Origin of the sequence: Citrobacter sp. Cpo040, from assembly GCF_030332915.1 — a bacterium.
GTDB lineage: Bacteria > Pseudomonadota > Gammaproteobacteria > Enterobacterales > Enterobacteriaceae > Citrobacter > Citrobacter portucalensis.
This window is the reverse complement of the sequence record NZ_JAOWGX010000033.1, coordinates 207,872-224,307: the sequence shown is the minus strand read 5'-3', so window position 1 is coordinate 224,307 and position 16,436 is coordinate 207,872. Positions and strand designations below refer to the sequence as shown.

14 protein-coding genes are annotated in these 16,436 nt (G+C 55.1%); all 14 read right to left on the bottom strand.

Annotated features, from left to right (window positions below; translation table 11 throughout):
• Positions 1-70: 70 nt before the first annotated feature.
• A complete protein-coding gene (gene ftsZ / locus OGX86_RS04075) occupies positions 71-1,222 on the bottom strand; it encodes a cell division protein FtsZ (RefSeq protein WP_003018753.1) in 1,152 nt (383 codons plus the stop codon).
• 62 nt (positions 1,223-1,284) lie between these two features.
• On the bottom strand, positions 1,285-2,547 hold the full coding sequence (gene ftsA, locus OGX86_RS04070) for a cell division protein FtsA (protein ID WP_003018755.1): 1,263 nt from the start codon (positions 2,545-2,547) through the stop codon (positions 1,285-1,287).
• Positions 2,544-3,377 (bottom strand): cell division protein FtsQ, encoded by an 834-nt coding sequence (gene ftsQ, locus OGX86_RS04065; protein WP_286639360.1) that lies wholly within the window; start codon positions 3,375-3,377, stop codon positions 2,544-2,546. Before ftsQ ends, ftsA begins: the two co-directional genes overlap by 4 nt.
• 1 nt (position 3,378) lies before the next feature.
• Complete coding sequence (locus OGX86_RS04060) at positions 3,379-4,299, bottom strand: D-alanine--D-alanine ligase (RefSeq protein WP_008786198.1); 921 nt, start codon at positions 4,297-4,299, stop codon at positions 3,379-3,381.
• Complete coding sequence (gene murC / locus OGX86_RS04055) at positions 4,292-5,767, bottom strand: UDP-N-acetylmuramate--L-alanine ligase (protein ID WP_003018763.1); 1,476 nt, start codon at positions 5,765-5,767, stop codon at positions 4,292-4,294. The genes OGX86_RS04060 and murC overlap by 8 nt, the downstream gene beginning before the upstream one ends.
• A 51-nt stretch (positions 5,768-5,818) precedes the next feature.
• Positions 5,819-6,886 (bottom strand): undecaprenyldiphospho-muramoylpentapeptide beta-N-acetylglucosaminyltransferase, encoded by a 1,068-nt coding sequence (gene murG, locus OGX86_RS04050; RefSeq protein ID WP_048214940.1) that lies wholly within the window; start codon positions 6,884-6,886, stop codon positions 5,819-5,821.
• Positions 6,883-8,127, bottom strand: a complete 1,245-nt coding sequence (gene ftsW, locus OGX86_RS04045; protein WP_003829529.1) for a cell division protein FtsW — start codon at positions 8,125-8,127, stop codon at positions 6,883-6,885. Before ftsW ends, murG begins: the two co-directional genes overlap by 4 nt.
• Positions 8,127-9,443, bottom strand: a complete 1,317-nt coding sequence (gene murD / locus OGX86_RS04040; protein ID WP_032942364.1) for a UDP-N-acetylmuramoyl-L-alanine--D-glutamate ligase — start codon at positions 9,441-9,443, stop codon at positions 8,127-8,129. Before murD ends, ftsW begins: the two co-directional genes overlap by 1 nt.
• A 2-nt stretch (positions 9,444-9,445) precedes the next feature.
• A complete protein-coding gene (mraY, locus tag OGX86_RS04035) occupies positions 9,446-10,528 on the bottom strand; it encodes a phospho-N-acetylmuramoyl-pentapeptide-transferase (protein WP_003018774.1) in 1,083 nt (360 codons plus the stop codon).
• Complete coding sequence (gene murF, locus OGX86_RS04030) at positions 10,522-11,880, bottom strand: UDP-N-acetylmuramoyl-tripeptide--D-alanyl-D-alanine ligase (RefSeq protein WP_048227096.1); 1,359 nt, start codon at positions 11,878-11,880, stop codon at positions 10,522-10,524. The genes mraY and murF overlap by 7 nt, the downstream gene beginning before the upstream one ends.
• Positions 11,877-13,364, bottom strand: a complete 1,488-nt coding sequence (gene murE / locus OGX86_RS04025) for a UDP-N-acetylmuramoyl-L-alanyl-D-glutamate--2,6-diaminopimelate ligase (protein ID WP_008786196.1) — start codon at positions 13,362-13,364, stop codon at positions 11,877-11,879. Before murE ends, murF begins: the two co-directional genes overlap by 4 nt.
• Positions 13,351-15,117, bottom strand: a complete 1,767-nt coding sequence (ftsI, locus tag OGX86_RS04020) for a peptidoglycan glycosyltransferase FtsI (RefSeq protein WP_195994994.1) — start codon at positions 15,115-15,117, stop codon at positions 13,351-13,353. The genes murE and ftsI overlap by 14 nt, the downstream gene beginning before the upstream one ends.
• A gap of 15 nt (positions 15,118-15,132) precedes the next feature.
• A complete protein-coding gene (ftsL, locus tag OGX86_RS04015) occupies positions 15,133-15,498 on the bottom strand; it encodes a cell division protein FtsL (protein ID WP_000625651.1) in 366 nt (121 codons plus the stop codon).
• A complete protein-coding gene (rsmH, locus tag OGX86_RS04010; RefSeq protein WP_003018789.1) occupies positions 15,495-16,436 on the bottom strand; it encodes a 16S rRNA (cytosine(1402)-N(4))-methyltransferase RsmH in 942 nt (313 codons plus the stop codon). Before rsmH ends, ftsL begins: the two co-directional genes overlap by 4 nt.

Here is a 16,436-nt window from a genome sequence, read left to right as displayed (position 1 = left end):
CGAAGTGTACTATACATTCGGTGGGCCAGTTTAGCACAAAGAGCCACAATTCCCAAATTCCAGCTAATTCTTAATCAGCTTGCTTACGCAGGAATGCTGGGATATCCAGATAATCCGGCTCTTTGGTGGTTTGCGGCGTATTGTCGTTAACCACTTTCGCTACCGGTTTCTGCTCTTGCGTCAACGGCGCCATGCCGTGCTGCTGGTAACGATCCATTACCGGCTGCTGTACCTGCTTGTTGGTCACCAGAGTGATTTCAGGACGTTTGTCCATACCAATTCCAGTTGCAACAACGGTCACGCGCAGTTCGTCGTTCATATCCGGGTCCAGGGAGGTACCGATAACCACGGTCGCATTATCCGATGCAAAGGCACGAATCGTGTTACCGACGGTTTCGAACTCATCCAGACGCAGGTCGAAGCCCGCAGTAATGTTGACCAGCACGCCGCGCGCACCAGACAGATCGATGTCTTCCAGCAGCGGAGAAGAGATAGCCATTTCAGCCGCTTCTTCTGCACGGTCTTCACCGCTTGCCACGCCTGAACCCATCATCGCGTAGCCCATTTCGGACATCACGGTGCGCACGTCTGCAAAGTCGACGTTCATCAGGCCCGGACGAGTAATCAGTTCAGCGATACCCTGGACTGCGCCTTTCAGCACGTCGTTCGCTGCGCCAAACGCATCCAGCAGGGAGATACCGCGACCCAGCACTTTCAGCAGCTTGTCATTCGGAATAGTGATCAGAGAGTCCACATGTTTGGACAACTCGGTGATACCCTGTTCCGCGAATGCCATACGCTTCTTACCTTCAAAGTTGAAAGGCTTAGTCACGACAGCAACGGTCAGAATACCTAAATCTTTTGCTACTTCAGCAACCACTGGCGCTGCACCGGTACCGGTACCGCCGCCCATGCCAGCTGCGATAAACACCATGTCTGCGCCGTCAAGCGCTGCACGCAGAGCTTCACGATCTTCGTCTGCCGCATTACGGCCTACTTCCGGGTTTGCACCCGCGCCCAGACCTTTGGTGATGCCACTACCAATCTGAATGGTCTGTCCAACCGCCGTTTTACGCAACGCCTGAGCGTCGGTATTCACCGCGAAGAATTCAACACCTTCGATGCGCTCGCGCACCATGTGTTCAACGGCATTACCGCCGCCGCCGCCGACGCCGATGACTTTAATCACCGCGTCATTGGTAAGTTCCATAGGTTCAAACATAGTTTCTCTCTCCGTTGTGCCTGTCGCCTGAGACCGTTAATGTGCGTTGGTCTCTTTAAAAATTAAAACTCTTTTCGCAGCCAGCTATTGAGTCGTTTGATCCACGAGCCAACTGATGCCGTAACGCGTTTTTCTACTTCAGCCTCACCACTCAAATGGGATTCTTTCCCGTAGTGAAGCAGCCCCACTGCCGTTGAATAATACGGCTCCTGGGCATAATCCGTCAGACCAGTGATATTCAGCGGTGCGCCAATACGTACTTGCGTATGGAACACGCGCTGTGCGCAGGCCGCAAGACCTTCAATTTGCGCAGCGCCACCGGTTAACACAATCCCCGCCGCCAGATGATGTTTCACACCCTGCTGGCGAAGCTGTTCTTGTAATTGCAAAATTTCTTCGTTGACCAGGTTGAGCAGCTCGGTATAACGCGGCTCAATGACCTCTGCCAGGGTCTGACGTTGCAGGCTACGCGGTGGACGACCACCTACGCTTGGCACTTCAACGCTTTCGTCTTTACCCACGATGGAGCCCAGCGCGCAACCATGGCGCACTTTGATGGCTTCAGCATCGCTCGGCGGCGTACCAAAGGCATACGCGATATCGCTGGTCACTACATTCCCTGCATAAGGGATAACTTTAGTGTGGCGCAACGCCCCGCCAGTATAAACGGCGATGTCCATTGTACCACCACCAATATCCACCACGCAGACACCCAGCTCACGTTCATCTTCCGTCAACACGGAATAACTGGCTGCCAGTCCGGCGAAAATCAGTTGGTCAACTTTCAGACCACAACGTTCAACGGCTTTGACAATATTCTTCGCCATGTCGTTATGGCAGGTAATAAGATGCACTTTTGCCTGCATACGCACGCCGGAAAGACCGACCGGATTTTTAATACCTTCCTGGTAGTCAATGGCGTATTCCTGCGGAATAACGTGCAGAACACGATGTTCATCGCGCACGCGTACGGATTTTGCCGTATGTACGACGTTTTCCACATCTTCCTGTGTCACTTCCTCTTCGGAAATGGGCACCATACCAATTTCATTCTGACAGCTAATATGTTTGCCGGAAAGCGCCAGATATACCGAGGATATCTGGCAATCTGCCATCAGTTCAGCCTGGTCAATGGCGCGCTGTACGCACTTCACCACTGACTCAAGGTCATTCACCCCGCCTTTATCCATACCTCGCGATGGGCAACTGCCCACGCCAATGATATTGACCATACCGTCGGGCAGAACTTCCCCTACTAAAGCGGCTACCTTCGCGGTGCCAATCTCCAGTCCAACTACCAGTTTTCTGTCCGTCGCCTTGATCATTGTTGTTCTGCCTGTGCCTGATTCTGTTGCTGATTAGATTCCTCAGGAGGCAAGGGAACCCAGCCTACTGCCGCTCCTGAGTCATAACGCAAATCAACGTAGCTAATCCGTTTGCCATCGGTTTGCGCCTGCTGCTGTAAAACCGAGTAGAGTTCCACAAAGCGAGCCAAACGTTTTATCGTATCGCCCCTGCCCAGATTCAGCTTAATATCGTTATTCAGCGTCAACTGCCAGGAACGACGAGCGGTCATCGCCGCTTCCTTCAGGGTGAATCTATCCTTAGCCAGCACCTGCCCCATATCGCGGAACCCTTGCAACACTTCACTTGCGCTGCCTTCCGGCCCATACAACATGGGTAATACCTGCTTATTGGCCCGACCGGTTGGAACACTGAACGTATTTCCTTCAGCATCCACCATATGTTGGTCATTCCAACGCGCAATGGGCACATATTCAACCAGATGAATCTTCAATTCATCGGGCCATTGCTTTCTGACGCTCGCCTGTTTAATCCAGGGGAGGCGTTCAATTTGACTCTGAATGATGTTCACATCCTGAGTCATAAAGGTTCCCGGAGCGCCCAGCGCCAAAATGGACTGACGAATATCGTCATTGCGCGTGTAATGTCGTTCGCCGGTTAACACCAGTTTCGATAAAGGCAAACGTTGCGCATCTTCCATCCATCCCAACACTACCCAGCCGCTGACAAACACGGTGCACAGCACTGTCAGCAGGAACAATATTCCTGCAAGACGCGTTCCATTATTGCGGCGTGAGGAGTTTACTTCTTCTTCATCACCGTTTCGCGTGTTCAGCGCAGCCTGCGACATATCAGTCCGCCAACTCCAGAATTCTTACCACCAACTGCGAGAAGCTCAGGCCCGCCTGACGCGCCGCCATCGGCACCAGACTGTGGCTGGTCATACCCGGAGAGGTATTCGCTTCCAGCAGATAAAACTGGCCATCGCTGTCCAGCATGACGTCAATGCGACCCCAACCTTTACAGCCCAATGTGGTCCACGCTTTCAGGACTAATTCCTGTAAACGGGCCTCTTGTTCGACTTCCAGACCGGCAGGGCAGAAATATTGTGTCTCATCAGAGAGATACTTCGCCTCATAATCATAGAAGGTTCCCGCGGGTTGGATACGTATTGACGGTAAAATTTCTTCACCAAGTATCGCAACTGTAAATTCCGGGCCACTGAGCCATTTTTCGATCAGTACTTCTTCATCATGCTGAAAAGCCAATGCTAATGCACCATGCAAAGCATTTTCTTCTTCAACTTTTGACATCCCTACGCTTGAGCCTTCACGGCTTGGCTTCACAATCAGCGGCAAACCTAACGCAGAAATCTCCGTAACCACCTCATCGCTAAGACCTTTTTCGAACTCAGCGCGAGTCAATGCGACCCAAGGCGCGACCGGTAAACCAGCCCCCTGCCACAACAGTTTGCTGCGCAGTTTGTCCATCGAAATCGCAGAAGCCATGACGCCACTACCGGTGTACGGCAGACCAATCAGCTCCAGCATGCCCTGCAACGTGCCATCTTCACCACCACGACCGTGCAGCGCAATAAACACCTTTTGAAAACCCATCGATTTCAAAAGCGTGACATCAACCTCTTTTGGGTCAATTGGATGAGCATCCACACCACCTTCGCGTAACCCTGCCAGTACGGCCGCTCCGGAATTCAGCGAAACGTCACGCTCTGCGGAGGTTCCCCCTAACAGGACCGCGATTTTATCAGCCATGTTGTTCTTCCTCCGGGTTTTGCGGCTTCAGTTTGATTTCAGCTAAGGAACGCGCGATTTTGCCGATATTTCCAGCGCCCTGCACCAAAATCAGATCGTTGCCGGTTAATACCGGCGCCAGCATGTCTGCCACCTGAGCCGGATCGGAAACCAGAATCGGGTCGATCTTACCGCGACCACGGATCGTACGGCACAGCGAGCGGCTGTCGGCTCCTGGAATCGCGGCTTCCCCCGCGGCGTACACATCCAGCATCAACAGTGCATCGACCTGAGTCAGCACGTTGGCAAAGTCGTCATACAGATCGCGAGTACGCGTAAAGCGGTGCGGCTGGAACAGCATCACCAAATTTTTGTCCGGCCAGCCCGCGCGTGCAGCTTTAATCGTGGCATCCACTTCCGTAGGGTGATGACCATAATCATCCACCAGCATCGCCGTCCCGGCTTTACCGTTTACCGGCTCAAGCGGGAATTCGCCAAGGAAGTCAAAACGTCGTCCGGTGCCCTGGAAACTTTCCAGCGCGCGCAGAATTGCGTCGTCTTCAATGCCTTCTTCTGTTGCAACTGCTACCGCCGCCGCCGCGTTCAGCGCATTGTGACGGCCCGGTGCGTTCAACGTCACGCGTAAATCGGCCATCCCCTGACGCAGCAGCGTGAAGTGCCCTTGTGGACCAATCTGCTGGTAATCTTCGACGCGCACATCAGCATCATCGCTGAAACCATAGGTTGTGGTTTGACGACCGACTCGCGGCAACAACTCGCGGATCACCGGATCGTCAACGCACATCACCGCACGACCATAAAACGGCAAGTTATGCAGGAAATTAATAAACGTCTGCTTCAAATTTTCGAAGTCGCCATGGTAGGTATCCATATGATCGGCTTCGATATTGGTAACAATCGCCACCATCGGCTGCAAATGCAGGAATGACGCATCGCTCTCATCCGCCTCCGCAATTAAATAACGGCTATGACCCAGACGCGCATGGACGCCTGCGGCCTTCACCAGACCGCCGTTGACAAACGTCGGATCCAGCCCCGCTTCCGCGTAGATACTGGAGACCATCGCTGTGGTCGTGGTTTTACCGTGCGTCCCGGCAATGGCGATACCGTGACGAAATCGCATTAACTCCGCCAGCATTTCAGCACGACGGATCACCGGAATGCGCGCTTCATGCGCCGCAACAATTTCCGGGTTATCCGCAGAAATGGCGCTGGATACCACCACCACGCTCGCATCACGCACGTTTTCCGGGCGATGGTTGAAGAAAATCGTGGCGCCCAGATTCGTTAACTGCTGCGTCACCGGGTTCGGCGCTAAGTCAGAACCGCTGATCTGATAACCTTCGTTGGCCAAAACTTCGGCAATACCGCCCATACCAGCACCACCGATGCCGACAAAGTGAATGTGCCGAACGCGACGCATTTCGGGCACGATGGAACGCAGTTTTGCCAGTTGTTGTGTATTCATTCTTTAGCCATTAACTTCTTAGTTCATGCGATGCAAAAGGCATCACCACAATTACGCCCGGGCAGCCCGGCTCACTTCATTAGCAACACGCTCTGTAGCATCCGGAATGGAAGCGGCGCGCGCACGTTCTGCCATGGTTAATAAAGTTTCTCGCGACCACCCGGAAAGGGTGTTAGCGACGGCATCCACAGTAAACTGCGGCTGCTCAAGAATTTTGGCGGCGCCCGCTTTCTCCAGCGGCAGCGCATTCCAGTACTGCTGTCGGTCTTTATGCTGAAAAGGCACAAACAGCGCAGGCAAACCTGCGGCGGCAATTTCGCTTACCGTCAGCGCGCCGGAGCGACAAACTACAACATCCGCCCACGCGTAGGCAGCTGCCATATCATCAATAAACTCAGTGACCTTGTGCTGCGGTTGTCCCGCGTCGGCATACGCCTGTTCAACGGTTTGCTGCGCGCCTTTGCCACTCTGATGCCAGATAGTCACCGCGTCACCAAGCTTTGCGGCAACCTGCGGCATCGTCTGGTTCAATACGCGTGCGCCCTGAGATCCCCCGACGACCAGCACGCGAACCGGGCCTTCACGCCCCGTCAGACGCGCTTCGGGCAACGGCAGCGCCAGAACGTCGGTGCGTACCGGGTTACCCACCACTTCCGCATTCGGGAAAGCGCCAGGAAAAGCCTGCATCACCTTCGTTGCAATCTTCGCCAGCCACTTGTTAGTTAATCCCGCAATGCCGTTCTGCTCATGCAGGACAACCGGAATGCCTAATGACCAGGCAGCCAGACCGCCAGGGCCGGACACGTAACCGCCCATCCCCAGCACCACATCAGGCTTAAACTGCTTCATGATGGCGCGCGCCTGACGCCAGGCATTAAAAATACGCACGGGGGCGGCAAGCAGCGCGTTGACACCTTTGCCACGCAAACCGGAGATGCGAATAAAGTCAATTTCGATGCCATGCTTCGGCACTAAGTCCGCTTCCATACGATCGGCGGTGCCCAGCCAACGAACCTGCCAGCCCTGGGCCATTAAATGGTGCGCGACCGCCAGCCCCGGGAACACATGCCCGCCGGTACCGCCTGCCATCACCATTAACCGCTTCGGTTGACCACTCATCGTGCACCTCGTGTAAACGCCTGGGCTTTTTCCAGACGCGTTTCATAATCAATACGTAACAAAAACATGATGGCCGTCGACATAATCAACAAACTGGAACCACCATAACTGATCAGCGGTAACGTCAGACCTTTTGTTGGCAGCATACCTGCTGCCGCGCCGACGTTTACCAGGGCCTGGAAGCTAAACCAAATCCCGATGGAGCAGGCTAAAAAGCCTGAAAAACGGTGGTCAATTTCCAGCGCTTTGCGGCCAATCGACATCGCGCGAAAAGCGACGAAGAATACCATTAAAAGTGCCAATACCACACCGATATAACCCAGCTCTTCCCCAATGATGGCGAAGATGAAGTCGGTGTGCGCTTCCGGTAAATACTCCAGTTTTTGCACTGAATTACCTAACCCCTGACCCCAAACCTCACCGCGACCAAAAGCCATCAGCGATTGCGTTAACTGATAGCCGCTGCCAAACGGATCTTCCCATGGGTTCCAGAAGGAGGTTACGCGGCGAATACGATACGGTTCGGCAAGGATCAGCAGCACCACCGCCGAAATCCCCATGCCGATAATGGCAATGAACTGCCACAGTTTCGCGCCAGCGAGAAACAGCATCGCCAGCGTCGTGACAAACAGCACCACCACCGTACCAAGGTCAGGCTGCGCCAGCAGTAAGACTGCCAGCACCAGAATCACACCCATCGGTTTTAAGAAGCCGCGCAGGTTATTACGCACTTCATCGACTTTACGCACCAGGTAGTTAGCGAGATAACAGAACAGCGACAGCTTGGTGAATTCCGCAGGCTGAATACGCAGTGGACCCAGCGCGATCCAGCGCGATGCCCCGTTAACTGAGCTCCCCACCACCAGCACGATCAACAACATGATGATCGAGGCGATCAGCATCGTCGTGCTGTACTTTTGCCAGAACTCCATCGGCAGACGCAGCGTCACCATCGCCAGACAGAACGCGAGGAAGATATACAGCGCGTCACGCTTAGCAAACAGGAAAGGATCGCCTGCCAGGCGTTGCCCTACGGGCATCGATGCCGATGTCACCATCACAAAACCGATCGCTGCCAGACCAAAAGTCAGCCACAGCAGCATGCGGTCATACATGATCAGGCTGTCCGCGTCTTTATCACGCGAAGCCATCACCCAGCCTTTAAGTGCCGCGAAGATCCACGCCAGGACACCCAGTCCCGGTACGCGCGGCATTTTCAGACGAGGGAGAGAGAATCGCATCAACCCAACTCCTTCGCTAAACGGGTAAAGACGTCACCGCGTTGCTCAAAGTTCTTGAACTGGTCAAGGCTGGCGCAGGCTGGCGACAGCAGCACCATATCGCCCGACTTCACACGCGGTGCGAGCAGACGCATTGCCTGCTCCATGGTTTCAGTGTGTTCCGCAACCTCAGGACGCAGAGCGGCAAGCTGCGCGCCATCGCGACCAAAGCAGTACAGACGAATGTTGTCGCCAGTCAGGTAGCGTTGCAGCGGCATAAAGTCGGCGGATTTCCCATCGCCGCCCAGCAGCAGGTGCAACGTACCGTCAACGTGCAGACCATTCAGCGCCGCTTCGGTGCTGCCAACGTTGGTGGCTTTTGAATCGTTGATCCAACGCACACCGTTATGATTCAGTACCAACTGGAAACGATGCGCCAGACCGGTAAAGGTAGTCAGCGCTTTCAGGCTGGATGCCCGCGGCAGACCCGCAGCATCCGCCAGCGCCAGCGCCGCCAGGGCGTTGGTATAGTTATGCTGGCCGGTAAGCGTCATCTCTTTCACGTTCAGGACTTTTTCGCCCTTCACCCGCAGCCAGGTTTCACCCTGCTGACGATTGAGATGATAGTCACCCATGTTGATGCCAAAGCTCACGCAGCGCTCATCCGCCCCGCGAATCGGCATGGTCAGCGCATCATCGGCATTAACCACACACACTTTCGCATTCTCATAGACGCGCAGTTTGGCTGCACGGTACTGCTGCAAGCCAAACGGATACCTGTCCATATGATCTTCAGTGACGTTCAAAATGGTGGCGGCTACGGCCTGTAAGCTGGAGGTTGTCTCCAGCTGGAAGCTCGACAGCTCCAGTACATACAGCTCACGTTCGTCATCCAGCAACATCAGCGCGGGCAGGCCGATATTTCCGCCAACACCCACGTTCACACCAGCCGCTTTCGCCATTTCTCCCACCAACGTGGTGACGGTGCTTTTCCCGTTGGAACCGGTGATCGCGACGATCGGCGCCTGCGCTTCACGACAGAAAAGCTCGATGTCACCGACAATTTCGATCCCTGCATCAGCAGCGGCGCTCAGCGAAGGATGCGCCAGGGCAATACCAGGGCTGGCGACGATAAGATCGGCGGCCAGCAGCCAATCATCATTCAGGCTGCCAACATGACGCTCAACCGCTTCCGGCAATTTATCCAGGCCAGGTGGCGTTGCGCGGGTATCCATCACACGCGGCGTCACGCCGCGCGCCAGAAAGAAATCCACGCAGGACAGCCCGGTCAATCCCAGACCGATAATGACGACTTTTTTACCCTGGTAATCAGCCATGATTAACGTACCTTCAGCGTTGCCAGGCCAATCAGCACCAGCATCAGCGAAATAATCCAGAAGCGCACAATTACGCGCGGTTCCGGCCAGCCTTTCAGTTCATAGTGATGGTGAATCGGCGCCATACGGAAGATGCGCTGCCCGCGCAGCTTAAAGGAGCCAACCTGCAGAATGACCGACAGCGTTTCCACAACAAATACGCCGCCCATGATTACCAGCAGGAACTCCTGACGCAGCAGCACGGCAATAATGCCCAGCGCGCCGCCCAGCGCCAGCGAACCGACGTCTCCCATAAAGACCTGCGCCGGATAGGTGTTAAACCACAGGAAGCCTAACCCCGCACCGACAATCGCCGTACAGACGATCACCAGTTCACCGGCATGGCGTAAATACGGAATGTGCAGATAGTTGGCAAAGTTCATGTTACCGGTCGCCCATGCCACCAGCGCAAAACCCGCGGCCACGAACACGGTCGGCATAATCGCCAGACCATCCAGGCCATCGGTGAGGTTTACCGCGTTGCCAGTGCCCACAATCACGAAGTACGCCAGCAGCACGTAGAACAGCCCCAACTGCGGCATGACATCTTTAAAGAACGGCACCACCAGCTCGGTAGCCGGGGTATCTTTACCGGCGAGGTACAGCGCAAAGGCTACACCCAGCGCAATCACCGACATCCAGAAGTACTTCCAGCGGGCAATCAACCCCTTGGTATCTTTGCGCACCACTTTGCGGTAGTCATCGACAAAACCGATAATGCCGTAGCCAATCAATACCACCAGCACGCACCATACGTACGGGTTCGACGGATATGCCCACAACAGAACGGAGATAACAATCGCGGTGAGGATCATGATCCCGCCCATGGTTGGCGTACCACGTTTACTAAAGTGCGATTCAGGACCGTCGTTACGTACAACCTGTCCAAAGGACATTTTTTGCAAGCGGGCAATCATGCGCGGGCCCATCCACAAAGAGATGAACAGCGCGGTCAGCAGGCTGACGATGGCGCGAAACGTCAGATAGGAAAAGACGTTAAAGCCGGAATAATATTTGACCAAATGTTCGGCCAGCCAAACTAACATGTCCCATTCTCCTGTAATGCGCGTACTACCTCTTCCATGGCGGCACTACGTGAACCCTTCACTAAAATCGTCATGACCTGATGTTCTGCAATCAATGCTTTAAGATGCGCGGCCAGCGCGCTTTTATCCGCAAAATGTTCGCCAACGCCGCTGGCGTCGCTAATTGCCTGACTCAGTTTTCCTGTACTCAGTACACGGTCGATACCTGCTGCTTTCGCAGCAACACCTACCTGTACATGGCATGCTTCACTTTCTGCGCCAAGCTCTGCCATATCGCCAACGACCAGTACGCGATAGCCCGGCATTTCAGACAGCACCTGCACCGCTGCGGTCATCGAACCGACGTTCGCGTTATAGGAGTCGTCAAGCAGCAGCTGATTTTCTGCGAGTTGAATCGGGAACAGACGTCCTGGTACCGCTTGCAGATCTTTCAAACCCGCTTTGATCGCCTCGTGCGTCGCGCCTACCGCCATAGAAAGCGCAGCCGCCGCCAGGGCGTTGGCTATGTTGTGGCGACCCGGCAACGGCAGCAGGACATCAATACTTCCGGTCGGCGTTTGCAGAGAAAATTCCGTGCCATGCGAGGTCACATGAACGTTGGTCGCAGAAAAGTCGCTGTTGGCCACATTCGGGGAGAAGCGCCAGACTTTGCGATCGCCGATGATGCTTTGCCAGTTCAACCAGTCGTTGTTGTCGGCATTCATAATGGCGATACCGTTCGCAGACAGGCCGGTAAAAATCTCACCTTTTGCCTTCGCAACGCCCGCCAGAGAGCCGAAACCTTCCAGGTGCGCGGCGGCCAGATTGTTCACCAGCGCCGCTTCCGGACGCGTCAGGCCGACGGTCCAGGCGATTTCGCCCTGATGGTTGGCGCCAAGCTCAATCACGGCATAGTCGTAATCGTTGTTTAAGCGCAGCAGCGTCATCGGTACGCCGATGTCGTTATTCAGATTGCCCGCGGTATATAGGGTGTTACCACACTGGCTCAGAATGGCAGCCGTCATCTCTTTGACGGACGTTTTACCGGATGAGCCGGTCAGCGCGACAACGCGCGCCGGAACCTGAGCGCGAACCCACGCCGCCAGTTCACCAAACGCCAGACGCGTATCTTTAACAATCAGCTGCGGCAGGTTGGTGTCCAACGGGCGGCTGACCAGCAGCGCACCCGCCCCGCTCTCTTGCGCTTTGTCGGCAAAATCGTGGGCGTCAAAGCGTTCGCCTTTCAGCGCCACAAACAGGCAGCCCGGCGTCACTTTACGCGTATCGGTTGTTACGGCATCAAGGGTCAGATCGGCCCCTTTCAATTCGCCCTGGAGGATCTCCGCCAGTTGGCTGAGCGTTACGCTAATCATGCGATAACCCCCAGCAGACGCGCTGCGGTCACGCGGTCAGAATAGTCGAGACGCTGCGAGCCGACGATCTGGTAATCTTCGTGACCTTTCCCGGCCACCAGAACCACGTCGTTTTCTTTCGCCTGCATAATGGCGTTTGTCACAGCTTCTGCGCGCCCTTCCATCACCTTCGCCTGTCCGGCATCCAGCATACCCGCCAGAATGTCGTTAATAATGGCACGCGGCTCCTCGGTACGCGGGTTGTCATCAGTCACCACGACAACATCTGCAAACTGCTCGGCGATTGCGCCCATCAACGGACGTTTGCCTTTATCGCGATCGCCGCCGCAGCCGAAGACGCACCACAGTTTGCCTGTACAGTGCAAACGTGCCGCCTGCAGCGCTTTTTCCAGCGCATCTGGCGTATGGGCGTAATCAACCACCACGGTGGTTTTACCCGGCGCGCTGAACACTTCCATACGCCCGCAAACCGGCTGCAATTGTGTCGCAGTTTTCAGTAAATCAGCTAACGGATAGCCCAGTGCCAACAGCGTTGCCAGCGCCAGCAGAAGATTGCTGACGTTAAACGCCCCCATCAGGCGGCTTTCAATTTCGCCGTCGCCCCATGAGGAGGTAAAACGAATCGTTGCCCCACTGTCGTGATACTTCACGTCAACCGCTTTTAACCAACGACCATGACAGTTCGGGTTGATGTGGTCTTCCATCGAAACGGCAACCGCATCCGGGAGTTTCGCCAGCCAGCGACGACCGACTTCATCATCCGCATTGACGATGGCCTGGCCGCAATGGTGCGTGGAATACAGCAGCCATTTCGCGGCTTCGTAATGTTCCATGTCGCCGTGGTAGTCGAGATGGTCGCGGCTTAAGTTAGTAAATACTGATGCGGCAAACTTCAGCGCCGCGACGCGATGCTGAACCAGGCCGTGTGAAGAGACTTCCATCGCGCCAACCGTTGCGCCCTGCGCAGCCAGCCCCGCCAGCACATGCTGGACATCAACGGCTGAACCGGTGGTATTTTCCGTCGGGATCACTTTGCCCAGCAGGCCATTGCCTACTGTTCCCATTACCGCGCTGGTTTCGCCAAGCAGTTGGCTCCACTGTGCCAGCAATTGGGTGGTGGTGGTTTTACCGTTAGTCCCGGTTACGCCGACCAGACGCATTTTCTCAGAAGGCTCGTGGTAAAAACGGCCCGCCAGTGCAGATAAACGTTCGTTAAGCTGACTGAGATAGATGACCGGAACGCCATGCATTTCACGGATTTCACCATCAGTAGCTTCATCTTTTGCTTCTGCAATAATGGCAGCCACACCTTGCGCTATCGCCTGCGGGATATACCGACGCCCGTCCGCCTGATGACCCAATACTGCGACAAAGAGATCACCTGATGCAGCCACACGGCTGTCAAGCGTCATCTCCCGCAGTGCTCGCTCCGGTGCACCCGGCACCCATGGAGCAAGAAGGTCGCGCAAATTACGATCTGCCACCTGTTGCCTCGCCTTGATTATTCACAAATTCATTTTTATCGCCCGTTGTCAGCGCATCCGGCTCGATGTTCATGGTGCGCAGTACGCCGCCCATGATGGCACCAAAGACCGGCGCGGAAACGGCGCCACCGTAGTATTTACCCGCCTGCGGATCGTTGATAACAACAACCAGCGCGAAGCGCGGCTGACTCGCAGGCGCAACGCCTGCGGTATAAGCAATGTATTTGTTGATGTAGCGGCCATCCGGCCCTACTTTTTTCGCCGTACCGGTTTTGATAGCGATGCGATAGCCTTTAATCGCCGCCTTCACGCCGCCGCCGCCCGGCAGCGCCACGCTTTCCATCATGTGCACCACGGTACGAACGGTCGCTTCCGGGAAAATACGTTCGCCCGGTACAGGAGGGTCAACTTTGGTAATCGACAGTGGACGATAAACGCCGTAGCTGCCGATCGTTGCATAGACTCGCGCTAACTGTAACGGCGTTACCATTAGCCCGTAGCCGAAAGAGAAGGTGGCCCTCTCTATGTCAGACCACCGTTGTTTTTGAGGATATAAGCCACTGCGTTCTCCGACCAACCCCAAATTGGTCGCTTTTCCCAGCCCAAAACGTGAGTAAGTATCTACTAACGCTGAGGACGGCATCGCTAACGCCAGCTTGGAAACACCGACGTTACTCGACTTCTGCAAAACCCCGGTGAGGGTTAATTCGCTATAACGCGCCACGTCTTTGATTTCGTGGCCATTAATTCGGTAAGGAATCGTATTAAGTACGGTATTTTCGCGTACCACTCCACGCTGCAGCGCCGTCATTACCACCATTGGTTTGACGGTAGAACCCGGTTCAAACACGTCGGTAATGGTACGGTTACGCATGACATCTTTTTGCGTACCGGAGAGATTATTGGGGTTGTAGGACGGGCTGTTGGCCATGGCCAGCACTTCACCGGTGTTTACATCCACCAGTACCGCACTGCCTGACTCCGCCTTGTTGAACGCCACGGCGTTATTCAGTTCACGGTAGACCAGTGCCTGTAAACGCTCATCAATGCTCAACGCGAGGTTATGCGCCGCCTGGCTGTCGGTAGAGGAGATATCTTCAATGACGCGGCCATAGCGGTCTTTACGCACAATACGTTCGCCCGGCTGTCCGGTGAGCCACTTATCGAAGCTCTTCTCAACGCCTTCAATCCCCTGGCTGTCAACGTTAGTAAAGCCAATGAGGTGAGCGGTCACTTCTCCGGAAGGATAGTAACGGCGGGATTCTTCGCGCAGGTGGATACCTGGCAGCTTCAGTTTCTTGATGTAGTCAGCCATGTCAGGGTTTACCTGACGCGCCAGATAGATGAAGCGCCCCTTCGGGTTGGCGTTAATGCGGGAAGCCAGCTGGTCGAGCGGGAGATTCAGCGCGGTTGACAGCGCTCTCCAGCGTTCACCAACGCTCACGCCGCCTGCGTCATGCACCTCTTTCGGGTCGGCCCAAATCGCTTTCACCGGAACGCTCACCGCCAGCGGACGACCAGAGCGGTCGGTAATCATTCCGCGTGATGTAGACACTTCCTGGACGCGTAGAGAGCGCATATCACCCTGGCGCACCAGCATGTCCGGCGCGATGATTTGCAGCCAGGCAACGCGCCCCAGCAGAAAACCCAGTGCCAGCAAAATACAGCCGCACAGTAACGCAAAACGCCAACTGACAAAGTTGGCTTGTTCTTCCTGGCGTTTTGGTTTGTGCGTTTTTGCCGCTGCTTTCATGCGTCGCGTTTATCCTTATTTTTGTACTACGATATTTTCTTGTGAGGGATCGACATGCTGCATTTGCAGCTTTTCCGTTGCGATCCGTTCAACACGGCTATGGTCGCCGAGCGCGTTCTCCTCAAGGATCAAGTTGCGCCATTCGATATCCAGCGCATCTCGCTCCAGAACCAGCTGCTCACGCTGCGCAGTCAGTAACCGCGTATGGTGTGCTGTTGTCACGACGGTAACCGCCGTCAAAATAATGCAAATGAACAGGCAGAGTGGCAGCTTCCCAAACCGCAAAAGATCGTCACCGATCACGCCAGGCAAGGCATGGCGCTCGTTGCTTCCTATCGATCCTTTAACTTTGCTGAGGGCTTCTGTCACTCTGCTGATCATGCGTTCGTCCTCTCTGCAATACGCAGAACTGAACTACGGGCACGAGGATTCTCAGCTACCTCTTCTTCACCCGGCATCATCTTGCCTAGTGCTCTTAACTCACGGCCGCCCAGCTTTTTGATCTGCGCTTCGGTCATCGGTATTCCAGCCGGTACCTGAGGACCACGGCTTTGTTCACGCATAAAGCGTTTCACAATGCGGTCTTCAAGCGAATGGAAACTGATGATCGAAAGGCGACCACCTGGAGCCAGCACGCTGAGCGAGCTTTTTAGCGCCTGCTCTATCTCCTCCAGTTCACTGTTCACCCAAATGCGCACCGCCTGGAAGGTACGGGTCGCGGGATGTTTGAATTTGTCCTTCACCGGCATTGCCGCTGCAATAACTTCCGCCAGCTCTTTGGTGCGGGTCATCGGTTCGATGCGGTTGCGCTCCACGATGGCGCGCGCAATGCGTTTGCCGAAGCGCTCTTCGCCAAAGGTTTTAATCACCCAGGCAATGTCTGCTTCATCGGCGGTTTGCAGCCATTCGGCCGCTGACTGACCGCGTGTTGGGTCCATACGCATGTCTAACGGACCGTCACGCATAAACGAGAAACCGCGCTCTGCGTCATCGAGCTGCGGTGAAGAAACGCCGAGATCGAGAAGAATCCCGTCGATCTTACCGGTCAGTCCACGCTCGGCGACATAGTCAGCCAGCGCAGAGAAAGGTCCGTGTACGATGGAGAAACGGGGATCGGTAATCGTTTTTGCAACGGCAATAGCCTGCGGATCGCGATCGATTGCCAGTAAACGTCCCTCTTCGCCAAGCTGGGAGAGGATCAGACGTGAGTGACCACCGCGACCAAATGTCCCGTCAATGTAGATGCCGTCTGGACGAATATTCAGGCCGTTTACGGCTTCATCCAGCAACACCGTTGTATGTTTATAATTTTCCGTCAT